Source organism: Polystyrenella longa, assembly GCF_007750395.1.
GTDB classification, from domain to species: Bacteria; Planctomycetota; Planctomycetia; order Planctomycetales; family Planctomycetaceae; genus Polystyrenella; species Polystyrenella longa.
Window position 1 is genome coordinate 3,999,975 of record NZ_CP036281.1, and the last position, 25,588, is coordinate 4,025,562.

Consider the following 25,588-nt stretch of genomic DNA (forward strand, 5'->3'; position numbering starts at 1 on the left):
TCAGATCCGAAACGCTGATTATTTCGCGTCATAACCTTCCGGATGCGCCTGGAACCAACTCCAGGCTGAAGCGATGATGTCGTCCAGTTCTTTGATTTCAGGAACCCAACCGAGTTCGTTTTTGATTTTGTCTGCATTGCAGTACAGCGCGGGCGGGTCACCCGGGCGACGTTCATCCAGGATTACTGGGATTTCTCGACCGGTAACGCGACGGGCGGAATCGATGACTTCTTTGACCGAATACCCTTTGCCGATCCCCAGGTTGTAAAATCGGCCTTCGCCCTGCTTCATCGTGTCGAGCGCCAGCAAGTGAGCACGGCAGAGGTCTTCGACGTGGACATAGTCGCGGATACAGCTACCGTCCGGAGTGGGGTAATCTGTACCAAAGACTTTGATGCTCTCCCGTTGTCCCATTGCTGTTTGTAAAACGAGCGGGATCAGGTGTGTTTCAGGCTGGTGATCTTCACCAACCTCACCCGACAGAGAACAACCGGCCACATTGAAATATCGCAGGGCGGTAAACGAGAAGTCAGAATCCTCTGCCAGTTTGTCCATTAAAAAACGTTCGACAAACAATTTCGACCAGCCGTATGGATTGATCGGCTCCTGATGTGTCGTCTCCAGAATCGGCAGATCATCGGGTTCGCCGTAAGTAGCACAGGTGGAGCTGAATACGATCTTCTTGAGATCACACGCTTCCATCGCTTTCAACAACGACAATGTTCCTGCCGTATTATTTGTATAGTACCAGTAAGGATTCCCGACCGATTCGCCAACATATGCGAGTGCAGCAAAATGGATGACGGCGGAAATAGCATGTTTCTTAATGATCTCTTCGAGCCTGGGCTGCTCGATCAAGTCGACTTCGTAGAAATCCACTTCGGGGGGAAGAGATTCCTTGTGGCCTCGAAACAGGTTGTCGACCACAACGACTTTTTCTCCACGAGCGAGTAGTTGTCGTACTGCGTGGGAACCGATGTAACCGGCTCCCCCTGTAACCAGGATAGTCATATGCTTACTTTCAGAAATAAGTTCAGGTGAGAGACTGTGCGTGGAGAGAATCCGTAGATTTCTTCTACAGCGGGTTTCTTTTAACGGAAGGGGACTTTGGAAAACAACCGGTACCGAAAGGATATCAGAGGAGTTCAAATTTTTTTCATAGAGGGTGCCTAGGGATTAAGCACCAAGTTCAATCTGCCAGCATCTTTCGGTCAATTGATCGCATTCACGGACTGTTAAATTCGATCTGGCTTGTCGAGGTGCTGGTCGGGATGATAACCTGCGTATTCGAATTTCGAAGGGCTGCTGAAATGACCGCCCTTGCTACTATTATCTTCAAGGTACTGAACTGATGACCGTCTCCCCTTCAATTGCTTCCGCTTCTCGCTGGCACGAAATGGCTGGCCGGGTTCTGAACGGAGAACAACTCAGCCGCGAGGAAGGTTTAGCCATCCTGCAGGCTCCGGACAACGAGCTCCTGAATCTACTGGCTGCTGCTTACGAAATCCGACAGCGACATTTTGGAAATCAGGTACAGCTGTACTATTTGAAGAACGCCAAAAGTGGCCTCTGCCCGGAAGACTGCGGATATTGTTCCCAATCCAAAGTTTCTGACGCCGCGATCGACAAATACGTTTTTCTCAACGAGGAAAAACTGATCGCCGGTGCTAAGCAGGCGGCGGAATCCCAGGCGAGGACATACTGCATTGTCGCCAGCGGACGTGGCCCCACCAACCGCGAAGTGACCCACGTCGCGAACGTCGTTCGCAAAATCAAAGACGAATACGGCCTTCACATCTGCTGCTGCCTCGGATTGCTCAAACCGGAACAAGCCCTGGAACTTAAAGAAGCAGGCGTCGACCGGATCAATCACAATCTGAACACAAGTCGCAGTCATTACGACGATATCTGCTCGACCCACACCTATCAGGACCGGATCGACACTCTCAAAGTCAGTCGCGACGCCGGTTTAGAACTGTGCAGTGGCCTGATCATTGGTATGGGTGAATCACCGGAAGACCTCGTCGACGTTGCCTGCGAACTGCGGGAGCTCAAAGTCGAATCCCTCCCGGTTAACTTCCTGAACTCGATCGATGGCACTCCGCTGGAAGATCAACACGATCTTGACCCCCGTTTTTGCCTCAAAGCACTCTGCCTGATCCGAATGATCAATCCCGCTACCGAAATCCGAGTGGCTGGTGGACGCGAAATTAACCTGCGTTCCATGCAGGCGATGAGCCTCTACCCGGCGAATTCCATGTTTGTCAGCGACTACCTGACGACATCCGGACAAACGAAAGAGGAAGATTTCGCCATGGTCGAAGATCTTGGCTTCGAAATCGTCCTGATGGGTCACGAACACCAGGAAGAGGCGACCGCGAATTAGTCACTTTAGCGGCAAATCAGCCAGTCTTCCCTGCACATGAGTCTATTTCCGACGTGCATGGGACGAATCGATTCTGCGGAAAAGGGAGCGATTCCGCCGTTTTTTGACCTTGCACTCGCTCCAATGTCGCCAGTCAATTGCGACTGAACCCCGGATGATAGTATTCTGTGACCTGCGACCCGGTACGTACTTCGTCCGGAAAGTGAGTCACCGTCACTTTCTACATCGAGACAACTGATCGAACGACCACGGTGCGTCACTGAGACGAACCGGACATCGCTCGATCATGCTATCTTCATCAACTTCTAGCGAATGGAAGATTTTCTCTACCACAATGAACGTTAAACCGATCAAAAAGCTGCTGGTTGCCAACCGAAGTGAAATTGCCATTCGTATCATGCGGACTGCTACCGAACTTGATATCAATACGGTGGGCATCTACAGCTATGAAGATCGATTCGCTCTGCATCGATTTAAAGCGGATGAAGCGTATCAGGTCGGGAAAAAAGGGGAACCGATTCGGGCGTATCTCGATATTCCCGGGATCATCAAAGTCGCCAAAGCATGCAAAGTCGACGCGATTCACCCTGGTTACGGTTTCCTGTCAGAAAACCCTGAGTTCGCCAAAGCCTGTGAAGAAGCCGGTATCCTGTTTGTCGGACCGACGGTTGACACCCTGATTCGGCTCGGTGACAAAACCCAGGCCCGACTTATTGCAGAAAACGCCAAAGTCCCCGTCCTGGGTGGTTCCAGCGCCGCAATCAAGAGCGTCGAAGAGGGAATGAAAACCGCAGAAGACCTCGGTTATCCGATCATCCTGAAAGCGGCCCACGGTGGCGGTGGCCGGGGAATGCGTGTCGTTAAGAAAGCAGAAGAATTCAAAGAAAACTTTGAATCAGCCCAAAGCGAATCGCTGTCCGCATTTGGCAGCCCCGATATCTTCGTTGAAAAATTCATCACGGCCGCCCGGCACATTGAAGTTCAATTATTAGGTGACCATCACGGCAACCTGGTCCATCTGTACGAGCGAGATTGCTCCGTACAACGTCGGCATCAGAAGGTCGTCGAAATCGCGCCCGCTCCGAACTTGAAAACTGAAGTTCGCGAAGCCCTTTGCCAGGCAGCACTCAAAATCGGCGAACAGGTTTCTTACAAATGTGCCGGTACTGTTGAATTCCTCGTTGATGCCGACACGAACAAATTCTACTTCATCGAAGTGAATCCACGTATCCAGGTCGAACATACCGTTACTGAAGAAGTAACGGGGACGGACATCGTCAAAACCCAGATCCTCGTGACTCAAGGTTATCCACTTGCCGATCCGGAAATCGACCTTGGCGATCAGTCGCAGATCAGAACCATGGGATTTGCACTTCAATGTCGACTGACGACTGAGGATCCTGAAAACGGATTCATGCCCGACTATGGCCGTCTCGTCCATTATCGAGCCGCAAATGGTATGGGAGTCCGGCTCGATGCAGGTAGTGCCTTCAGTGGCGCTGTAGTTGCTCCTTATTACGACTCGATGCTGGTGAAAGTCACTGCCCGAGGAAAACGGTTCGTCGATGCCATTCGCAAGATGGATCGAGCATTACGCGAGTTCCGAATCCGTGGTGTGAAGACCAACATTCCCTTCCTGATGAAATTGATGCATCACCCCACTTTCGTCGAGGGTTTATGCACAACCAGGTTCATCGATCAAACCCCGGAACTGCTCGTCTTCAAACCGCGTAAAGACCGGGCAACCAAATTATTGACTTATCTCGCCGAGGTAATCATTAACGAAAATGCATTGGTCAAAGGTCGGCCAAAAGCGTTAAGAAATGAACCAGCTCCGACTCCAGAAGTTGATATCACAGCCCCTCTTCCTAAAGGAACACGCGACGTCTTCCTGGAGCTGGGTCCCGAGAAATTCAGCCAGTGGATTCTGGATCAGAAACGTCTGCTGATCACCGACACCACGATGCGAGATGCACACCAATCACTACTGGCGACACGAGTTCGTACCTACGACCTCAACCAGATCGCGAGCGCTTACGCTTATAACTGCCCGAATTTCTTCTCTCTCGAAATGTGGGGCGGTGCCACGTTCGATACCACGATGCGATTCCTTAAAGAATCTCCTTGGGATCGATTGACCGAACTGCGCGATAAAGTTCCAAACATCCTGTTCCAGATGCTGCTGCGAGCATCGAATGCTGTGGGATACACAAACTACCCGGACAATGTCGTTCAACTGTTTGTGAAAGAAGCCGCCTCTGCGGGAATTGATGTCTTCCGTGTTTTCGATGCCCTGAACTGGGTACCGAACATGAAAGTCGCCATGGAAGCAGTTCGCGATTCGGGTGCTATCTGCGAAGCTTCCATCTGTTACACCGGTGACATTCTCGATCCAAAGCGAACTAAATACGATCTCAAGTATTACGTTAAATTGGCTCGCGAACTGGAAAATATGGGTGCCAACATCCTGGCGATTAAGGATATGGCCGGCCTCTGTAAACCTGACGCCGTCGAGATTCTCGTCAAAACGTTGAAGCAGGAAGTCGGAATTCCGATTCACTTCCACACGCACGACACCGCCGGCATTCAGGCCGCGTCCATTTTACGTGCAACAGAGGCAAACCTGGACATTGCCGATGCGGCGATGGCTCCCCTTTCCGGTGGAACGTCGCAGGTCAACCTGAACACGCTATGTGAATCACTCCGGTTCCACGATCGCAACACAGAACTTCAGACCGAAGCGATTGACGAAATCGCGGATTACTGGCGTTCCGCACGCGAGTTTTATTCTCCCTTCGAAAGCGCTGTCCTTCCCGCGACAGCCGACCTATACGACCACGAAATGCCCGGCGGCCAGTACACCAACCTGTACCAGCAAGCCCGGGCACTGGGACTTGCTGATCAATGGGCGAAAGTCTGCCGAGTATACGCCGGCGTTAACCGTCTCTTCGGAGATATCGTGAAGGTCACTCCCACCTCCAAAGCGGTTGGGGACATGGCCCTCTTCATGGTTGCCAATAACATCACCAATGACGATGTCCTGAATGGTGAGAAAGAACTTTCCTACCCGCAATCGGTCATCGACTTGATCGGTGGTGGTATGGGACAACCTCCGGGAGGTTTCCCCAAGGATGTGATGAAACGAATCCTCAAAGGAGAGGAAGGTTTCACAGGCCGTCCAGGAGAAACGTTGGAACCAGCTGACTTCGGTAAAGCGGCCGAAGAAGTCGAGAAATTTCTCGACCGCAAACCAACCGATCGCGAAATCGTCACCTACATTCTGTATCCGAAAGTTTACGAAGAATTCGTCCAGCACCAGAAGAAATATTCGAACACGAGCCAGTTGCCAACACCTGTCTTCTTCTATGGCTTGGAATCGAACGATGAGTTCTCTGTCGATATCGATCCAGGTAAGACGTTGATTATCAACTTCATCTCGATTGGAGAACCTCACGCCGACGGAAGCCGGTCGGTCTTCTTCGAGTTGAACGGTCAACCCCGTGCCGTTTCTGTTCTTGACCTCTCCCTTGAACCGGAGACGAAAAAGGCGGCCAAAGCCGATCCCTCCAACCCGGAACACGTTGGCGCAGCAATGCCAGGCATGGTGGTCAACATCCCCGTCAAGGAAGGGGATTGGGTCGAAAAAGGAGACAAACTGCTCAGTCTCGAAGCGATGAAAATGGAAACCAATACCACCGCCGATAAGGATGGCCGCGTCAAAGCGATCTTCGTCAAAACAGGTAGCCAGGTAGATACAGGCGACCTGTTGATGGAAATCGAGTTTTAACGACGTCGGCTTTCAGCTGATGATCGCCTCCCTATAGACAACTTGCATTTGAAGAAGGTGAGACCGGCATGGGTTCACTCGTCCCCGATCTCAATTCCTTCTCCGCTCTCTGCCTGAATCAGATCCAACGGGAGACGTTTATTAACGATGTCGATTTCCATCAGGAGATCGAGTCGACGAACACACAGGCTGCTCTACTTTGCAAACAGAAATCGACGGAACCTCCGACCCTCATTCTGACCGAACGACAAACCAAAGGTCGCGGGCGAGGTCGAAATCAGTGGTGGGCACAAGCAGGCTGTTTGACCTTCTCCGTGATTGTGGATGCTTCCAATTTCACTCGGCCAGAACACCTACCTTTGATCTCTCTTTCCACGGGCTGGGCGATTGCCGATTTACTCGAAGACTACTCCCCCACCCAGGTCGTTCAGCTGAAGTGGCCGAACGATGTTTATATGGGTACCCGCAAAATCTGCGGGATTCTCACGGAAATGCCTTCACCCGACCGCGTCATCGTCGGCATAGGCCTCAATGTGAATAACTCGTTCCACACGGCCCCCGATCAATTGAAAGAGCGGGCAACTTCACTGTTTGATCAAGTCGGTGACGAGTATCCCCTGACGACGATTCTGATCGATCTACTTAAGCAGCTGGAACAGACCTGGACTCGTCTGGCTCATAACGACCTTTCTTTCATCGAACGGTGGTCCCACCGCTGCCTGCTCACGGGTCGCACCATCACCCATGAAATGGGCGACCAACAGACAATCGGTCTCTGCCAGGGCATCGACAAGTCAGGTGCCCTACTCCTCAGAACGGAACACAAAGTCGAACGATTAATCGGCGGAACAATCGTGGCATTTTGATACTTTGTGTCAGCCAATTCTACTTCATATCGTATACGTCAACATGAAGTTCACTGCGAACCTCGCTTGCCGTTTGGAGCTTCTCACTGCGTTCGAACAGTTCAATGTGACGCAGATAATGCTGATACATTTCTTCCGAAATAACAATTATGCGGCCGTCGTTGCCTCCCATGTGTGCGAAGACGCGTTCGCTGGAGCCAACCTCTTCGAACATGGAATTGAGTACTTCCAACAACCGCATCAACGCCACAGTCCAAATGTCGGCTCCATCTGGATGGTAGATGGATTGCTCGACATATTGTTGGGTATAGATCAGATGCCGGTTACCGTTGATCTCAACGGTATAGCGATCTTCGTCGAAATGATCGGCAATCAAGTCAACGCAGATGTTTTCTGCTTTTAAGACAGGAACCATCAAGCGAATACACTCTCCGATTGCACCTTCCGCCAAGGCTTCATTATCTGCGGGATAACTACGACGATCCATCCCAACACAATCATCATCCCAATCAGTGATGATTGCTCCAGCTTTTACAGAAGAAATCAACTGCTCTTTGATCGTCGAGTGGTATTCACCCTGAGCATATTTGAGGTAACCTAGCGACAAAAGTTCTTCGACAAAGTCCACTACGTCTTCTGGAGAATTCTGTTTAGAGTCCGTGATGAAGCGTTCGAACAACTTTCTGAAGTGATGAAACACCATAATAAAAAACTCTCGCTTTTCACCAGAACTAAAACCTAGTCAAGTTCCTATCAACCCTTAAAGTTCCTCGCGACTTCCACCAAAGTTCGCAGCATGGCTCCTGTCGCTCCGCCGTCGCGTTCCGGTTTTTCCGAGTCCATGAAGGCGGGGCCGGCGATGTCGAGGTGGACCCACGGTTTATCGTCGACGAAGTGTTCCAGGAATTTCGCAGCGGTAATCGAACCACCCCAACGGGGACCAATGTTTTTGAGTTCCGAAACTTCACTTTTCAGTTGGTCAGCGAAGTAATCGTGCATCGGCATTTCCCAGACAAGTTCGTTGGTTATCTCGGCCGCTTCTTTCACGGAGTTCGCCCATTCCGAATTATTAGAGAACAACCCGGTAATATCGGTTCCCAGAGCGACGAGACAAGCCCCTGTGAGTGTTGCCAGGTCGATCATCTTGGCGGCGCCCTGGTCGGCCGCATAATTCAGGACGTCGGCCAGCACTAATCGACCTTCGGCGTCGGTATTAAGCACTTCGATGGTTAAGCCGTTTCGAGCGGTGAGGATATCTCCCAGTTTATAACAGGAGCCGCTCACCATGTTTTCGACGAGACCCATGTAACCGGTGACATTTACTGGAAGTTTTAAATGGGAAATGGCCATCATCGTGCCGAGTACCGTACCGGCACCAGCCATGTCCATCTTCATCTCTTTCATACCGTCGCTCGGTTTCAAAGATAGCCCGCCACTGTCAAAAGTGACCCCTTTACCCACAAGTGCGAGCACGGGATCATCCGCTCCTGCACCGCGGTATTCAATCACGACCAGGCGAGCTGGGTTGTCACTTCCGGTACCAACGGCCAGCATCGATCCCATCCGTTCCTCGGCGAGTTGATCTTCATCGAGAATGGTACAGGTCAAATCATGATCCGCACAAAGTTCGTCCGCAAGTTCTGCGAAGGAAATCGGGTAGATTGCATTCGGCGGTGAATTCACTACGTCGCGCGTAATGTTGATCGCCGCACCGAGAATCGTGCCCCGCTCCGCAGCGTCAGCCAGATCCATGTTCTCATTTAAGATCGTCAGTGATTCGAGCGGATGACGTTTTGGTTTTTCACGATAAAGGTCTTGCCCGCGCGTTCCGACTTCGATCGCTTCGCCAATGATTTCACTGGCGTACTCGGGACAAAATGAACCAATCAGGTCCTGTTCGAGAATGATCGCCAGGTTTTGGTCTTCTTTCCGTGACAGGGAACGAATGAGGGTTCGCATCGCTTTTCGAAAGATATCACCATTCAATTTTTCTGCGGGCCCCAACCCCAATAAACATAGGCGAGTCGCTTTCACCCCGGCTGGATCGGGTACCTGAAACATCTCAGCAACTTTGCCTGAGAAATCTTCGCGGTCACAGACCCGGACAACCAATCCGGAAGTCAGTTCGTTCAGCTTCGTGAGAGAGGCCGCTGACAGATTTTCTTCCACGGTGGGAACAATCAACCAATCCGCGTCTACATCCTGCCAGGGGGTCGCCGAAATTTGTACAGACATTCAAAAAATCCTTTCAGAGGGCACGTCGGTGAGTTCTCCGTATTAACAAATCGGACCTATTTTCTGCAATCCGGAAGCCCGTTCCTGCCCCTGTCGTTTCTAAAACTCACCTGTCCGAGACATATTCTCTGATTTTCCCATAATGTCCCTTCCACTCCTGTTTCCCGACCGTTTTTGACAAGATCGTTCCCAAACCTCTTTAACCAATGGAAATATACGGGGTAGGAACTGGCAGGTTCATCCGTTAAAATACGGAAAACCGAGAAAAAACCCGCAGGACGCGACGATAGAGGGGGAACCTCGACGTATAATTTACTGGGGCCAAAGTCTGATTCAGTGACTCGGTCAAGAATGAAGGTTTTATGTCTCTCTATTTAATGCCAGTCGGCGAAGGACGCCGCATCCCGATCAAAAAAACGGTCGTCTTCATCGGTCGCCATCCCGACTGCGATGTCGTTCTGTCTAAGAGTCTGAAAGTCTCGCGACGCCACTGTTGTCTGGCTCTTGTTAACAACAAGCTCATGATCCGCGACCTCGGCAGTACTAACGGAGTCCACGTCAACGGACGCCGTATCAAACGGGAAGAAGTTCTGAGACTGGGTGACGAACTGGTCGTCGGCGATGTTGCCTTTATTCTGAAAGCACGACAGTCCGATGCCGACGCTCCTGTCGAAGATATCGAAACCGATATCCACGCTGCCAATGCGACCAACCTCGATCAAATTGAGGAGCATCTGCAACAGCGCGATCAAAGTCACGACCAACACAATAACGATCCCGAAGAAGATCCACTTCAAGTAAAATTAAACGAAGTGGATCCTGATAAATCTCGCCTGACCAAAGCCCCCCCTTCTTCCCCGGCTGATCTCTCCGCCGAAGAAAGTCAGGAACTTCAGGAACGCTCCATCTACGAAATGAACGAAGATGAGGTGAAGAGCGACAATCAGAAATACCATCCGGAAGATTCTTCGATTTTCAAATAATCAGTTCGAGTCCCGTGACCTGCTACTCCTCTTCCTGCGCCGCACAGCTCTCGCTGTCCCCCTTCGATTTCCGAAAGCGTGGACAATCTGTATACTGTGCGTAACGTCGCTTTGCTTTCCGTATTCGGTTGCAACGTAATTCTACATTTTGCCTATTTTCGTTCAGTCTTCCCGTCCGAATCGATATTAAAAGGAACACCATGCCGACCACTCTGGCTGATTTTCAAAAAGTCGAACAATACTTGACTGACCACCAGAATGATTTCATCGAAACGTTAAAAACGTTTCTGCGTATTGAATCAGTGAGTGCCGATTCCAAATTCATCCCTGAAATCAAACGAGGTGCAGAATTCGTTGAAAAGCAACTAACTTCTGCTGGTCTGGAAACGAAGATCTACGAAACAGCCGGGCATCCAATTGTTTACGGCAGCTGGTTGAAAGCGGAAGGCGCCCCGACAGTCATGGTCTACGGCCATTACGACGTTCAACCTGCCGATCCATACGACCTCTGGAAAACTCCCCCTTTTGATCCTGATATTCGCGAAGGTCACATTTACGCCCGAGGAGCCACTGACGACAAAGGTCAAATGATGACCCACGTCAACTCGGTCGCCAGTTGGCTTAAAGTCGTGGGATCGCTACCCGTGAATGTGAAGTTTGTCATCGAAGGTGAAGAAGAAGTCGGTAGTGACAATCTCGATAAGTTCCTGAGTGAACATCAGGAAATGCTTCAATGCGATGTCGCCGTCGTCAGTGATACCAGCCAGTTCGCCCCGGGCGTTCCTGCGATCACTTATGCGTTGCGAGGAATTACGGCCTGCGAGCTGAAACTGACAGGTCCCGGCCAGGACCTGCACAGCGGCCTCTTCGGGGGATCCGTCGCTAACCCGGCCAATATCATCGCCCGGCTTGTCGCCAGTTTGCATAATGCCGAAGGGCAGGTGCAGATCCCTGGATTCTACGACGACGTCCTTCCGTTAAGTGAGCAGGAACGGAACGGATTTGCCAACCTTCCATTCGATGAACCTGCTTTATTCAAAGCACTTGGAGTTTCCGAAGGTTACGGTGAGGCTGGCTTCACGACTCTCGAACGCCGTTGGGCACGCCCAACCTGCGACGTCAACGGGATCTGGAGTGGCTATCAGGGAGAAGGCCCCAAGACGATCGTCCCTTCGATTGCAGGTGTCAAAATCAGTTGTCGCCTGGTCCCGAATCAGGATCCCGAAAAAATTAACAGTTCTCTAGAATCTTTTCTGCGCGAGCTGTGTCCTGCCAGCGTCGACTTCCAATACAAGCAATATCACAGCTGTGGTGGATTAGTATTTGACACCGATAGTGGCTGGATGAAATCAGCCGGAATCGCAATTGAACATGCCTTCGGCGTTTCACCCGTTTTCATCCGCGAAGGAGGCTCAATTCCCGTTGTCTCGACCTTTAAGGAAATTCTGGGAGTCGATACACTCCTGTTGGGCTGGGGACAGAGTACGGATAATTTGCACAGTCCCAACGAAAGATTCAGCCTGGAAGGCTACCGTCAGGGAACGCTGGCTTCGGCCCGCCTCTGGCAGGAACTTGCCAATCTGTAACCTGATCGACTTCAAATCGATTCCTCCCCACACTTAACCAGCAGATACCCCAACAGACAGACGGACCACATTCATGCTCGATTTGCAATACATCCTGGAAAACCGCGACGCCGTTGAACAAAACTGCGAAGACCGGGGCGTGAAGGTCAATCTGGATCGCTTAATCGAACTGGACGGACATCGCCGCCAGCATATTCAAGCGGGAGACGAGCTTCGTCGTGAGCAGAAAGAGACTTCCGGTGGCATTCCCAAAGCCAAAGATAATGACGAACGTCAAAAACTGATTGCCAAGGGGAAAGAACTTCGCGAACAGATCAATGCGATCGAAGCCAAACAAAAAGAAGTCGAAACAGAACTGCGAATATTGCAGGGTGACATCCCCAACATGACTCACCCCGACGCTCCGGTCGGGAAGACCGAAGACGACAGCAAAGTCGTTCGTACATGGGGTGAGAGACCCAACTTCGATTTCGAACCTCTCGATCATGTCTCGCTGGCCGAGAAGCACGATCTCATTGATTTTGAAGCAGGAGGTCGCGTTGCCGGTCACGGTTTCTACTATCTCAAAAACGAAGCCGTCATGCTCGAACTGGCGCTGATTCAATACGCCGTCGAAAGAGTCCGCGCAGCGGGCTTCACGATTATGACGACACCCGACCTGGCTCGGAATGATGTACTGGAAGGGATCGGTTTCAACCCACGCGGAAGCGAGACTCAGATTTACTCGGTCGACAACACCGACCTGAGCCTCGTCGCGACAGCAGAAATCACCTTGGGCGGAGCCGAAAAAGACCAGATGATGGATATCGAGCAGTTGCCCCAATTACGCGCCGGTATCTCTCACTGTTTCCGCACCGAAGCGGGTGCACATGGCCGGGCAACACGCGGAATCTACAGGGTCCATCAATTCACCAAAGTGGAGATGTTTGCGTTCGCTGCCCCTGATTCCGCTGAATCAGATGCCATTCACGAGAAGATCGTCGGCATTGAAGAAGAAATCTTCCAGGGCCTCGGGCTGCATTATCAGGTCATCGATACTGCTACGGGCGACTTGGGTGGACCTGCCTACCGTAAATACGACCTCGAAGCCTGGATGCCAGGAAGGGGCGAAGGGGGAAGTTACGGAGAAGTCACTTCCGCTTCAAACTGCACCGACTACCAGGCCCGCCGCCTGGGAATTCGCTGTAAAAACCCGAACGAAAAAGGGACCAAGTTTGTCCATACTCTTAACGGAACTGCCGTTGCTGTAACACGAGCTTTGATTGCCGTTCTGGAAAACAACCAGCAAGCCGACGGCTCGATCAAAATTCCAGAAGTCCTGCAGAAATGGGTCGGGCAGGAAAAGATTGGTTAATCCTTCTTCTTGAACCCATCCCGAAACCCGGTTGTGGCTGTCATAGAACTTCCAAAACCAAGATGAATGTGACCCACCAGAGGGTTTCAGAAGATCCTATCGTTGACCACGAGATAAAATGTCCCCATTCCCGGAACAACCAATATTCCCCGAACCGCTGCACTACGGTCCGCTGAAACTCCCTTCGCGGTATCTGCTATCACCGCTGGCGGGGTTCACGAACCTGTCGTTTCGGCGCGTCATCCGTGAAATTGGGGGCGTAGGACTGGCGACGACCGACCTGGTCAATGCGCGGGGACTGCTGGAGGGAAGTCGCCGTTCCCTGCAAATGATTGAATCCCATCCAACTGATCGCCCTTTCGCCGTTCAGATCTTCGGAAGCGACCCCATCGCCATGCGGGACGTCGCCATCTTCCTTGAACAGCGCGGTATCGATACCATCGACATCAACATGGGTTGTCCCGTCAACAGGATTGTGAAAGGGGGAGCCGGTGCCAGCATGATGTGCTCGGTCGACAAAACAGTCGCCCTCGTTCAAGGAGTCGTCGAAGCAGTCTCCATTCCGGTGACCGTTAAGATGCGACTTGGTTGGGATGATTCCCAGCTTTCCGCTCCGTTCTTCTCCCGAGAGTTCGAACAAGTAGGAGTCGCCGCAGTCGCTATCCATGGCCGTACCCGGGAACAAGGTTTCAGCGGTTCCGTCAACCGGGATGGCATTCGAAAAGTGGTCGAAGCGGTCGACAAAATCCCCGTCATTGGCAACGGAGATGTTCTGAACATTGAGGATGCCGCGACCATGCTGCGCGAAACGGGCTGTCATGGGGTTTCCATCGGTCGGGGGGCTCTGGCTAACCCATGGATCTTCCGTCAACTATCCCAATGGGAAACCACAGGTCAGTACGACTCACCCGGTAACTTCGAAGAACGCCTCTCCCTGATGATGCGACAGTTCGGTTACCTCGAAGAACAACACGGTATTAAGCATGCGTTGATCGCGTTCCGGAAGATGGGCCATTGGTACCTGAAAGGGATGCGGGTCAAACCGGTTCATCGACATGAGTTTCAGATGTGCAAAACCCGCGAAGAGCTAATGACAATTCTCCAGAAGATTTCCGAGCTTGGCCCCAATGGTGGCACGAAAACGGGATTACTCCCCGACATGCACGTCCCTGTCCCCTCGGGAGCCGTAGAACGCTGGTAATTCATCATCTAAAGCCTGCCGAAAACCTAATCGACGGGTAGTTCTGGATGATGCTGAGAGACTTCGATCCTGACTTTATTAATTTTCCGTTGATCGACTTCCAGGATTGTAAATTGCAGGTGGTTCCAACTGAGAACTTCATTCTGCGTAGGCACCCGGTTGAGAATGGTCAGGATAAACCCGCCAATGGTATCATAGTCCCCTTCTTCGGGAATCTTGTAGCCGAACTGCTCGTTCACGTCATCAATATGTAACCGGGGATCGAGTTCGACGACGGTTTCGGAAATAATCTCGAACCCGCTTGCTTCTTCTTCGTCGTATTCGTCGTCAATTTCACCGACGATCTCTTCCAGAATGTCTTCCATACAGACCAGGCCAGCCACTCCGCCGTATTCGTCGACGACGATAGCGATATGGATACGCTCCTTCTTCATCGTCTCCAACAGCGTATTGATGCCCGTAGTCTCGGGAACATACAGCGGTTGCCGAACCAGCTTCTTTAGTGAAAATCGGTCTGCTTTTTCAGGAGTGACTTTCAACAGGTCTTTTGCGTAAAGAATCCCGATGATGTCGTCCGTGGAGTCGCCGATGATCGGAATACGCGAATGCCCTGCCTCAACCACCTGGCGTCGTGTTTCTTCCAGCGAGCCATCGACGTGGATGCAGTCCATGTCAGTTCTTGGGGTCATAATTGAAGATGTATCCTGTTCGGCCATCTCCATGACCCGATACATCATCGTTCCCGCATTGTCCTCCAGAACGCCTTCTCTCTGGCCTTCATCTATGACCGATTGTAATTCTTCCGCAATCGTTTCCGAGTCGGACTGAGCCGGTTCCTGTTGACCTGCGAGCCGGTGAATTAGTTTGTTCGCCGATTCCGCGAAGAGCACGAAGGGTTTACCCAGAACCAGCATTGGACCGAGAATCGTCCAACTGTGGTACAGAATAATCTCGCCTGCGACTCTGGCCGTAGACCAGGGAATGATAATCAGCCCCAGGAATAAACCCAGGAACACGAGAACGAGTTCGGTAATCCAAAGAGCTGTATCGGAAGCAGTCTCTTTTCCCATAGAGGAAAAGAAGTTGCTCTGGTTAAACAGTGAAAGGGCGAAGAATGAAGCCAATAGCAACACGAGATCGACCAGAATCAGCACCTGGTCCTGCTTTTTGAGGATATCACCGAATCGAGAAGTTTTATTCTTCTTTTCGCAGATCGCTTCCAGTCGGCTCCGTGAAAAATCATGCAGCGTATAGCGGACCATAAGGAGCCAGAAGGCTGCAATTCCCCAGCAGGTGAGCAATGCGGACCAGTAGAAGAGCGACAAGTATTTGCTCCAGATTTCAAGTTATTCGTTAGGGGTCGAGGCGGGGAGCTCCAGCCCGCACAATGTGAGCACAGCTTGTTCGCGTTCTCGCATGAGCATCCGCTCCTCGTCGGTGAGGTCATCATATCCAAGCAGATGTAATATACCGTGGATCAGGTAGAGGATAAACTCATTTTCAGCACTCCATTTATATTCGGGCGCTCTTTCGATCGCCATTTCGGTGCTAATGATCAATTCTCCCTCGATTCGTTTGCCAGCTCCCCTCCGGGGACTGTCCAAAACCTCGAGCTGCTCTTCTTCCAGCAGAAAACTGAGCACATCCGTGTCGTAATCGTGGTTCAGGTACTGAATATTCAATTCCCGGAGTGTCGGATTGTCGACGAGAACCAGGCTGATCTCCGCGGCGGCGACCTGCTCTTCGTTTAGCAGCAGATGCACGACCTTCTCAAGTTCCGATTCATTCACCGGCAGCAATTCCTGCTGATTGGCGATGTCCAACTGGTACATAGTAAAAAACGTATTCCTCTGGAACTGTCGTTCCAATCAGTCCGCTTTCGTTTCGGGATATTTAATACGACCGTGATAGATACCAATCAGTGATTTCGTCAAGGAAGTCTGAATTTTATTTATTTCAGTGAGCGTCAAGCCAGAGCTGTTAAACTGCCCATCTTTCAACTTTTTCATCGTGATTGCGTCTACCAGAGACTCGATACGTTTTGGTGTTGGATCGGTCAGTGAACGGCTTGCGCTTTCGACAGAGTCCGCCAGCATCATTACTCCCGCTTCACGGCTCTGAGGTCTGGGGCCAGGATAGCGAAAGCTCGATTCCGAGACTTCTTCATCCTGTTCCGGATCCTGCTCGGCATTTTCCTTGGCACGGTGATAGAAGTATTCAACCAACGTCGTTCCGTGATGCTGTTCAATAAAGTCGATCAATTGGGGAGGAAGGTGATGTTTCCGTGCAAGATCGACGCCATCTTTCACGTGCCCGATAATAATCAACGTACTCATCGAAGGGGACAAATTGTCATGTCGACTCGTCTGTCCCGCATTCATGTTTTCAATAAAGTACTCTGGTTTCAGCATTTTACCAATGTCGTGGAAATAGGCCCCAACCCTAACCAGGAGACCATTCGCGCCAATCTGTTCGGCAGCGGTTTCACCAATACTTGCGACATTGATGGAGTGGTTATATGTCCCCGGAGCCCGGCGAACCAACTCGTTCAATAACGGATGAGAAGGGTCGGACATCTCCAGCAGGCTGATATTCGTAACGACACCGAAAGTCGACTCAATGAAGGGAAGACTTCCAGCTACCACATATCCCGCCACCAGACACCATGCCGAACATTTTAGACTTTGCAGGTACCGATTGGGATTGAAGAAGAGTTGTGTTATGGAATCGGAACCGAGAATGGCAATTCCCCAGTAGACGATGAAAGCAACCACAGCCGCCAGAAACCCGACCTTAATCAAGGTAAGTCGAGAAGGCACTTTGGAAAGGGGGATAATCGCAGTTGCCGCGACCGACATGAGGAGTATGAATTGCTTCAAATCGTTCGTCGTAGAAACGACAATGATCAAAGCGACGGCAAAACTGACGATCGTGGCAAGCATTTGGTCATAGACGATGCAGAGAATCATCACTGCTACCAGGAAGGGAATATACTCTGCCCGCCAGGGATCGGCAGAAAAATACCGAGCGAGAAAGATCGTCAATACAATCACGGTCAAAAAGACAGACAGTTTTCCTGCAGAACCGACGAGTCGTGGATAGTTCTTGGCGAGAAAGCTTCCCATCAGAATCACCAGCACGGAGATCAGTAATGTCACTGTGAAGAAGCGAACCAGCTTTCTCTGTGGAGAGCTGTATTTATAAATCGTTTCCTGCTCGGACTGTAACAGTTCTAAGGTGACCGCATCGATTTCGCTACGGGGTGGTAACAACACCGTTCCCGCGAGGTATTTAATGGTCACTTCCGGGGTCGATTTACGTGCTTCATTCATCTGTTGCTGCGTAAGTTGTTCGGAGTACGTTAACGTCGGTTTCATTTGCACGGACAACCAATGTTCGACGTAAGGTCGAATCTGCGATAACTGTCCAAAGCTCGACCATTTTCTTCCCAGACGACCTGACTCACGTAAGGCATAACTTAGAAGAACGTCCTGGGCGGGGACGATTTCAACTTCTTCTTCCTCCTCACTGCTCAAAGGGGTAACCAGAGCGACTTCCCGACTGTAATTCGGTGTAAGTACTTTTAGCTCATCCGCGTTTACGATCCCCAGTTCGGTCAGGGGATCCAGAAACAAGCGGAACTCCTCGGTCACTTCTTCCAATACAACCAACGGGGGCTGTCCTGCACTCGCAGCAAGTTCCGGATCGGGAGCCAGTGTCAGAGCCTGTTTCAATTGTTGGAATTTCGTTTCGACTTTCGCCGCCGGAGGAGTGGTGCTGGTCCCTGCTTCCGGAACCAGACCTTCCGTATTCTCGGGAAGCGCTACCGGCGTATCCGTGATATCCAACCCAAAAGCGGATTGTACTTCGGAAGTCAGATCCGCCTGTTTTTCAGCTTCGAGTATGGCGCGAAGATCTAGCGTGAACTGCTGCAGAGTCTGTTGCAATGCATTTGGTTTTCGCAAGTAATAGAGCGGCACCTTCTGGGCCCGTTCTTCCTGCTCCTGTCTTGTTTCAAAACTGTCGACCCGTTCGAAATCAATTCGGGACAGGATCCCCTGTGGGACTGTTTCCCCCAAACGATAAGTAAAAGGGGCCCGCCAGGCTTCTACCGTGACGGACAGAACCAGAATCGCCACCACCATCGCCAGCAACCGGAGCAAAAAGCTCTCGTTGCTGAAGATTCGATCCAACCGTTCCTTCCACGACTCTGTCGTTTTGAAATTGCTGGTCCGAGTTCGTTTTGCTCCAAAGAGCGCCATAATGATGACTTTTAGGTGAACAGAAAGGGAAAGGAGAGGGGCACGCAAAGGAGACCCGACGCCCTGAATAATCTCGGCGGAGGGCTCGCACTACCGCTGAATATTGAAGAAATCGCTTTCATCAATAAACGGCAAGCTGCGTAAATCCTAGATGGGGCTCTTGAGACAGATAGTCCAGTTCCCGTTGCAGATTGGAGAAGAAGAAAAAGAGGTCATCGCCAGACAGACTATACACCCGACTACATTAGTAAATAAACCGTAGCAGAACGAATTGCCCCCTTGAAAGTTCACGAGAGTATTTTACAACCAGCGAACCTACAAAAATAGCATAACTGAATCGGTGTACCATATACAATCTGGGAACCGACTCGACTGCCGCCGTACCCAAATTCGAAAATAGCGGTTATTCCGTCTTACCGTCGCTGGAATTCTCCCCATCGTACGCCGCGACGATACGGGCGACCAGTGGATGCCGCACAATATCCTCGGGCCGCATTCGAATTTTAGCGATTTGCGAAACCTCCGAAAGACGGCGCATCGCGTCTTTCATCCCTGACTGTACCCCTTTATCCAGATCGATCTGGGTCACGTCGCCGGTAACAACAATCTTCGAGTTGTGACCCATGCGGGTGAGGAACATCTTCATCTGGGTGCAGGTCGTGTTCTGGCCTTCGTCCAGAATAATGAACGTATCGTTCAGGGTACGACCGCGCATGAAGGCGAGAGGAATGATCTCGATAATGTCATTCTCCATATACCGTTTGACCTGATCGTAATCGAGCAGATCATGGAGAGCATCCAGTAATGGCCGCAAGTATGGATTGACCTTGGAAAGCAAATCTCCCGGCAGGAACCCGAGCCTTTCCCCCGCTTCCACGGCGGGGCGGACGAGTACGATCTTGCGAACTTTTTCCTCGCGAAGGTCATTCACTGCCAGTGCTGCCGCCAGGAACGTTTTTCCACATCCTGCTGGTCCCGTGCAGAAAATCATGTCGTGATTTTGAATCGCTTTGACATATTCCACCTGACCGGGAGTCCGGGGTTTGATCTTCTTCAGACTTTCATGCAGCGGAGCGACATGCTTTGCAACAGACTCCCCATTCACAACCGGTGCTGCGGTCTCTTTAGTCAATTCTTCCCGAGCCGCGCCCGGATTTTTCAACACGCGGTCCACTTCCTCATCGCGCAAAAAGCCTCGCTGCTCGATAATGGACTGCATCTCCTGCAAGATCGAAACGCCTCTTTCGACTTGAGCACTCTGTCCCTGCAAACGAATTTCGTCTCCACGTACCAAAATATCCACGCCAATGCTGTCGCGTATCTGTCTCAGATAGCGATCCTGATTTCCGAACAGGGCCCGAACCATCTCCGTGCTTTCCACGGGTAAAGTCGCTTCTGTCATGCATAGTCCTTTAACATCAGTTCGCGATTTCAAGCAGTCTCTAGCAATGCCACGCGAGCCGAATGAGTGAATGGAAGAAAACCGTTGCCGATGTAAGAGAGATTTCACTTTCTGCGGCGTTCACTAATTTTACCCATCTCGAATTACCACGGCAAAGCCCCTTGGAAGTTCTGTACGATTCTTCAGCGACTTTAATCAATTCAACGAAAAACTCCCCTTGTCAGCCCTTCTTTAACGGAGTGACAAAAACGCCCTCTAGAATCGGCACAATTCGCAGGAATCACGTATTCGACCAGGCTTCTCTCGCGAGATTTGAAGGTGGACACTTCAACCGGCGCAAGGTTCAGGCTGCTGTTAGAAACTTAATCTTTCCTCTTCGAATCGGACGACTCACGTATTTTTTTGCCAGTCGAGAGCATTAAACACTTCCCGTTTTACCTCTTCTCACATGAGCCGATCCTGCCCAATTCGGACTTCTTTGGCGATACCGTGAATCCGGTAGAATCCGATTTGATGACTCTAAAGAACGATGGCTAGTTTGCTCGAAACAATAACTGGAGGGTTTCTCGTGCGCAGCCGAACCCTCAATTGATTCGCGCCCCACCTTTTCCCACCATGAACAACTCAAACGTCCCGAGATCCGGTACTCCGGACCACTCCGGGAAACGGACAAGATCGGGTACGAACCAACCGGCAATGTGCGGCCCCTCCACCATACAACTTACACAAGAACTTTTCGGGTCCAAACACGACTACCGCCATCTTGGACAAGATCTGGAATTCTAAGAAGATAGCCAAATATGTACGAAGCATTTATGGGTCTTTCCCAACGACCATTCGTCGCGAGTCCGGATGCGAATATGTATGCTCGGACCGAAGTCCACGAAAAAGCATTACGCCAGTTGATGTTCGGAATGAATGCCAACCGTGGAATCTCCCTGTTGACGGGAGCGGAGGGTACTGGCAAATCGATTCTCGCTCGCAAGCTGGTCAACAATCTGGAAGAGTCGACGATTCCGATCTTCTTCTCCAATTCCCATTTTGCCACCCGCCGGGACTTCTACCAGTCCATCCTCTTCGAACTCCGCCAACCCTACGCCGGTATGGGACTCCAGGAACTCCGCCTGCAGCTTACATCCGTTATGCGTCAAATGGCTCCTCGGCATCGCCCGATCTTGATGGTGATCGATGAAGCCCATCTCCTCAACGACCGTATCCTGGAAGAAGTTCGTAATTGCCTTAATTTCGTCGTTGAAGGTGACTGCGTTTTCCGCACTCTACTCGTAGGGCATCCAGAGTTGGAAGAACGTCTGGCCCATCCCGATATGGCTGCGGTTAACAGTCGTATTGGCATGCACTCCATGCTTAACCCGCTGAACCGGGCTCAGTCGGTACAATATATCTCACAACGCCTGGCGATCGCTCACGGCAAGGTGGAAAACATCTTTGAAACGGAAGCGGTCTTCGCCATCGCTGAAGCCGCCGATGGGCTTCCCCGCGCGATCAATCAACTGTGTGACCACTCCCTGATGCTGGCCACCGCTCGCGGAATTCGCCCCGTCGATTTAAACACGGTTCTCGACTCTCTCGAAGAACTACAGACGCTGCCATTACACTGGCGAACTCCTTCAGCACAGCATGAGCGAAATCTGGAGCAAACGACATCCCAAGTCCGTTCTGATCAGCCCGCTTTCGAACAATTTCAGGGTGCAGACTCAGATAACCAGTCAGCCAGTATTGAAGTGGGCAGCGCCTGGGACGAACCATCAACATCCAGTACCGAGCTTATGTCAGTCACTGAAACTGAAGAAGAGACGTTCCTCGATATCGATACAACTCTCTCTTCAGTGGCAAACGTCATTGAAACAGAGATCGGTTATGAGGACGAGTTCGACGCCAATGCGGAAGAGACTTTGGAAATCGAAGAGGAAGAGATTGATCCCGAACTCGACGCCCGTCTGTTCCAACTGACAGATGCCGAAACTCAACAGGATGTTTTGGCCGAAGTTTCACTGTTGAACGATGTTCTGAATGTTCAACTCAAAGACGATCAGGAAGAAACATCGACCGAACGACGCATTATCTCCTCTTCTTCCACCCAGAAGAATAATCTGCCCTCCCCAACTGAGAACGCAGTCAATCCTTCCTCAGAAGTGGTCATGGACCGCTACGCTTTCATCGACGCTGGTCTGGTTGAACGTGTGCGGGAATGGGAAGTCAGGGTGTGTGAAACGACGGTAGAACACGTTACCAATCCTATGAGCAACGAGGACATAGCAGCCGCGACCAAACGGGCCGAAGAAGATGTCTATTCACTTCTCCAAGAAGAAAACGCTGCTCAGGCCAGTATTTCTCATTCTCCGAAAGTGCCACTTGGTTCGATTTCTCTCGAGCAGCCATCGTCTTCCTCAATGGAATTGCCTACCAACGCTCTCGACAAACTGAAGGGAAGTCTTCCTGCTGGAAGTACGTCATTCAAATTCAACCGACCTTCGAAATCAGCCTGAAGAGCACAGCAACCCTCGGTGCAAGAAACTGCTCACTTCACCGACGACACTCCACTACTGAGATTGCGAATTGAAGGACACACTCCGTCCAGAGAGAATTGAACGCCGTACTCGTTCTGCACGAAATTCGGCGTACAAATCTAATCACTATTCCCGGCAGTCGCCCTTTCTTCACTAAATTGAATAGAGTATGACGTCAACCGTTTAAATACAACGATTTGCTTTTTAGAGCGAGTCGCTGATATTCGATTGAAGGCAAATTCCGGTTCTTTCAAACAATTGATATAATGAGTACCGTCAAGATAGGTAAAACCTTGCAGCACTCAATCTGACCCACCTTAATTTGAACTCTCGGTAAGATTGATTTCTGCTCCGAAAGGGACCTACTCACAAGGAACAGTTTCATTAATTCACAGATTACGAAATCGATGTCACGCCCAATATCTGAATCGAAGCCGGCTGCGAAATCATCAAACTTTCGAGTTGATAATCCGTTCCACTGGACGCTCTACCGTTCTCTGGGCGCTCACCTCGAAGAACAGAACGGCAAACAGGGAGTCCATTTTTCGGTCTGGGCCCCCAATGCAACCGAAGTCTCTGTAATCTCCGATCGAAACGGATGGCAAGTGGGTAAACATTCGCTCCATGCCAGCGAACTTGGTGTCTGGTCGGGATTCTTCCCCGATTACACTACGGGTGAAACCTATAAATTCGCCCTTCGCACTCGCTGGGGCCAGATTCTCGAAAAATCAGACCCTTACGCATTCTCAGGCGAGCTCCGTCCCAATACTGCCTCAGTCATCAGCGATCTTTCCACTTATGCTTGGAATGACGACGAGTGGATCAAAAATCGCGACAGTAAAACATGGATCAATGAGCCGGTTTCGACGTACGAAGTTCATCTCGGGTCCTGGCGTATTCCCACAGATGGCCGCACGTATTACAACTATCGCGAACTGGCACCGATGCTGGTGGAGTACGTCAAGAACCTCGGGTACACCCACCTGCAGCTAATGCCTATCAACGAATACCCGTTTGATGGTTCCTGGGGATATCAGGCAACAGGATATTTTGCACCCACCAGCCGATTCGGTACCCCTCAAGACTTCATGTATTTTGTCGACTACTGCCATCAGCACGAGATTGGGGTGTTGATCGACTGGGTCCCGGCACACTTTCCGACTGACGCACACTCGCTCGGACGTTTCGACGGAACTTCGCTTTACGAGCACGACGATCCTAGACAAGGTTTCCATCCCGACTGGAACACCAACATCTTTAATTACGGTCGGGAAGAAGTTCGCAACTTCCTGTTGTCCAGTGCCCACTTCTGGCCAGAGATGTACCACATTGACGGACTTCGAGTCGATGCGGTCGCCTCCATGCTGTATCTGGACTACTCACGTAACGAAGGGGAATGGATTCCGAACCGATATGGCGGTCGCGAAAACCTCGAAGCCATCGAATTTATGCGAGAAGTGAATACCAAGTTACATGGCGACTTCCCCGGCATCATGACGGTCGCAGAAGAATCGACTTCATTTGGCGGTGTTTCCCGTCCAACTTATGATGGTGGACTCGGTTTCACCATGAAATGGGATATGGGATGGATGAATGATACCCTGCGGTACATGCGCCGGGATTCAATCTATCGTTCTCATCATCAGAACGAACTCAGTTTCCGTATGGTTTACGCCTTCACCGAGAACTTCGTTCTGCCCCTTTCACACGACGAAGTCGTGCATGGTAAACGGTCTCTGATATCTCAAATGCCAGGGGATTACTGGCAGCAGTTTGCCAACCTGCGAATGCTTTATACTTACCAGTACTTCATGCCCGGTAAAAAGCTCCTCTTTATGGGTGGCGAGTTAGCCCAATGGACGGAGTGGAATCACGATACCGAAATCGACTGGGCCTTGCAGGAGTTTGACAAACATCAGGGCATCAGCGAACTGATTAAAGACCTGAACACGATCTACACCGACGAACCTGCCCTGCATGTGAACGATTGTCACAGCGAAGGGTTCGCCTGGATTCAATGCGACGACAGTGCAAACTGCGTCTATGCCTTCATTCGCTATGGAAACGATGACGATCTTCCTATCGTCGTCCTCGCGAATTACACGCCCGTTCCCCGACCCGGATACCGAATCGGTTTGCCTCAACCTGGTTATTACCAGGAAGTCTTCAATAGCGACAGTACCCGTTACGGTGGGTCCGGAGTCGATAACGAAGGAGGAATCTACAGCGAACCGATTGATGCGCATGGCCAGAAGCATAGCCTGGCTGTCACCTTGCCTCCTCTGTCGATTGTCGCCTTCAAACCGCTGGTCCCCGCTAAGTCGATCAGCCGTCCCGCTTCCGGAAATGGAAAACAGGCGAAAAAGAAATAGGCTAATGCAGCCCGCTTCTTTTCTAATTGTCAAACACTTTCCACAGATCCATCGCGCGCTTTTTTTGATGCTCGGATGCCTGTAAGCACTGGTGAAAGTGTAACGTTTCTGGCCTGCTCCGAGGAAAACGAGGCAATTCCTCGTGAAGCCGGACGGTTATGCGGAATGTATCATGGCGAACCTTGCTGGTTGCCACGGTTCTATGCTCTCCCGGAACCACCAGCGGCAAAAATTGCTGGTTTTCTGCTGATGGACGAATCTACTTTCATTGTTCATCCGATGTAAATCATGAAGGACTTGGTTGTAGTCTGACTTTTTGTTTGGTGAAGCAGTTTCACCGAAGACAAATAGTCCCAGAGACAAGGTGCCGTTTAGAATAGCACCCGTTATCTCAAGACGCGATCTTTAGTAACTCGCAACGTGCCTGACGAAAGGAGCCTACGTAAGGTCGTTGCCTGTAGAAAATGTGGATTACGGAGCATCCACTAGACTCGTCAAAAATTGAATTCCGTCCATTAAGGATGTTTCGGAATTCAATTTTGTCAAAGATTCTATCTGCATTGTCTGCTGTTCAGGGAACCTTTCATAGGTTGTAAGGAACGCCTGCAGTGAAGAGAGGATCGTTT

Annotated in this window: 17 protein-coding genes; 10 read left to right on the forward strand and 7 right to left on the reverse strand. The window is 50.9% G+C overall.

The window, feature by feature from the left end; all coding sequences use genetic code 11:
• Positions 1 to 18 precede the first annotated feature (18 nt).
• Positions 19 to 1,011, reverse strand: a complete 993-nt coding sequence (gene galE, locus Pla110_RS14835) for a UDP-glucose 4-epimerase GalE (protein WP_144996580.1) — start codon at positions 1,009 to 1,011, stop codon at positions 19 to 21.
• Positions 1,012 to 1,351: 340 nt separating this feature from the next.
• Here galE and bioB point away from each other — a divergent pair, with 340 nt between their 5' ends.
• The 3 genes from bioB (at position 1,352) to Pla110_RS14850 (ending at position 7,039) form a co-directional block, all read left to right on the forward strand.
• Positions 1,352 to 2,386: a biotin synthase BioB gene (bioB, locus tag Pla110_RS14840; protein ID WP_144996582.1), complete on the forward strand. Its 1,035-nt coding sequence runs from the start codon at positions 1,352 to 1,354 to the stop codon at positions 2,384 to 2,386.
• A gap of 286 nt (positions 2,387 to 2,672) precedes the next feature.
• A complete protein-coding gene (locus tag Pla110_RS14845) occupies positions 2,673 to 6,173 on the forward strand; it encodes a pyruvate carboxylase (protein ID WP_231742482.1) in 3,501 nt (1,166 codons plus the stop codon).
• Between the two features lie 68 nt (positions 6,174 to 6,241).
• A complete protein-coding gene (locus tag Pla110_RS14850; protein WP_144996584.1) occupies positions 6,242 to 7,039 on the forward strand; it encodes a biotin--[acetyl-CoA-carboxylase] ligase in 798 nt (265 codons plus the stop codon).
• Between the two features lie 19 nt (positions 7,040 to 7,058).
• Here Pla110_RS14850 and Pla110_RS14855 read toward each other — a convergent pair whose 3' ends face one another.
• Both Pla110_RS14855 and Pla110_RS14860 read right to left on the reverse strand, forming a co-directional pair.
• Positions 7,059 to 7,742, reverse strand: a complete 684-nt coding sequence (locus tag Pla110_RS14855) for a hypothetical protein (RefSeq protein WP_144996586.1) — start codon at positions 7,740 to 7,742, stop codon at positions 7,059 to 7,061.
• A 50-nt stretch (positions 7,743 to 7,792) separates the two neighbouring features.
• Positions 7,793 to 9,274 (reverse strand): leucyl aminopeptidase, encoded by a 1,482-nt coding sequence (locus tag Pla110_RS14860; protein ID WP_144996589.1) that lies wholly within the window; start codon positions 9,272 to 9,274, stop codon positions 7,793 to 7,795.
• A gap of 362 nt (positions 9,275 to 9,636) precedes the next feature.
• On the opposite strand from Pla110_RS14860, the gene Pla110_RS14865 reads away from it, so the two are divergent.
• The 4 genes from Pla110_RS14865 to dusB all read left to right on the forward strand — a co-directional run bounded on the left by Pla110_RS14865 (position 9,637) and on the right by dusB (position 14,398).
• Entirely contained in the window at positions 9,637 to 10,257 is a 621-nt protein-coding gene (locus tag Pla110_RS14865; protein WP_144996590.1) for an FHA domain-containing protein, read from the forward strand.
• 200 nt (positions 10,258 to 10,457) lie between these two features.
• Positions 10,458 to 11,843, forward strand: a complete 1,386-nt coding sequence (locus tag Pla110_RS14870) for a dipeptidase (protein ID WP_144996592.1) — start codon at positions 10,458 to 10,460, stop codon at positions 11,841 to 11,843.
• 73 nt (positions 11,844 to 11,916) lie between these two features.
• Positions 11,917 to 13,197 (forward strand): serine--tRNA ligase, encoded by a 1,281-nt coding sequence (gene serS, locus Pla110_RS14875; RefSeq protein ID WP_144996594.1) that lies wholly within the window; start codon positions 11,917 to 11,919, stop codon positions 13,195 to 13,197.
• Between the two features lie 118 nt (positions 13,198 to 13,315).
• Positions 13,316 to 14,398, forward strand: a complete 1,083-nt coding sequence (gene dusB, locus Pla110_RS14880; RefSeq protein ID WP_144996596.1) for a tRNA dihydrouridine synthase DusB — start codon at positions 13,316 to 13,318, stop codon at positions 14,396 to 14,398.
• 26 nt (positions 14,399 to 14,424) lie between these two features.
• Here dusB and Pla110_RS14885 read toward each other — a convergent pair whose 3' ends face one another.
• From Pla110_RS14885 to Pla110_RS14900, 4 genes are all read right to left on the reverse strand, one after another.
• Positions 14,425 to 15,723 (reverse strand): hemolysin family protein, encoded by a 1,299-nt coding sequence (locus tag Pla110_RS14885; RefSeq protein ID WP_144996598.1) that lies wholly within the window; start codon positions 15,721 to 15,723, stop codon positions 14,425 to 14,427.
• A gap of 21 nt (positions 15,724 to 15,744) precedes the next feature.
• On the reverse strand, positions 15,745 to 16,230 hold the full coding sequence (ybeY, locus tag Pla110_RS14890) for an rRNA maturation RNase YbeY (RefSeq protein ID WP_144996600.1): 486 nt from the start codon (positions 16,228 to 16,230) through the stop codon (positions 15,745 to 15,747).
• A gap of 36 nt (positions 16,231 to 16,266) precedes the next feature.
• On the reverse strand, positions 16,267 to 18,660 hold the full coding sequence (locus Pla110_RS14895) for an HD family phosphohydrolase (RefSeq protein ID WP_144996602.1): 2,394 nt from the start codon (positions 18,658 to 18,660) through the stop codon (positions 16,267 to 16,269).
• A 403-nt stretch (positions 18,661 to 19,063) separates the two neighbouring features.
• A complete protein-coding gene (locus Pla110_RS14900) occupies positions 19,064 to 20,062 on the reverse strand; it encodes a PhoH family protein (RefSeq protein WP_144996604.1) in 999 nt (332 codons plus the stop codon).
• A gap of 800 nt (positions 20,063 to 20,862) precedes the next feature.
• On the opposite strand from Pla110_RS14900, the gene Pla110_RS14905 reads away from it, so the two are divergent.
• The 3 genes from Pla110_RS14905 to Pla110_RS14915 all read left to right on the forward strand — a co-directional run bounded on the left by Pla110_RS14905 (position 20,863) and on the right by Pla110_RS14915 (position 25,247).
• A complete protein-coding gene (locus Pla110_RS14905; protein WP_144996606.1) occupies positions 20,863 to 22,569 on the forward strand; it encodes an ExeA family protein in 1,707 nt (568 codons plus the stop codon).
• Between the two features lie 428 nt (positions 22,570 to 22,997).
• Complete coding sequence (gene glgB / locus Pla110_RS14910) at positions 22,998 to 24,962, forward strand: 1,4-alpha-glucan branching protein GlgB (RefSeq protein WP_144996608.1); 1,965 nt, start codon at positions 22,998 to 23,000, stop codon at positions 24,960 to 24,962.
• Between the two features lie 75 nt (positions 24,963 to 25,037).
• Positions 25,038 to 25,247, forward strand: a complete 210-nt coding sequence (locus Pla110_RS14915; RefSeq protein WP_144996610.1) for a hypothetical protein — start codon at positions 25,038 to 25,040, stop codon at positions 25,245 to 25,247.
• Positions 25,248 to 25,588: the final 341 nt, after the last annotated feature.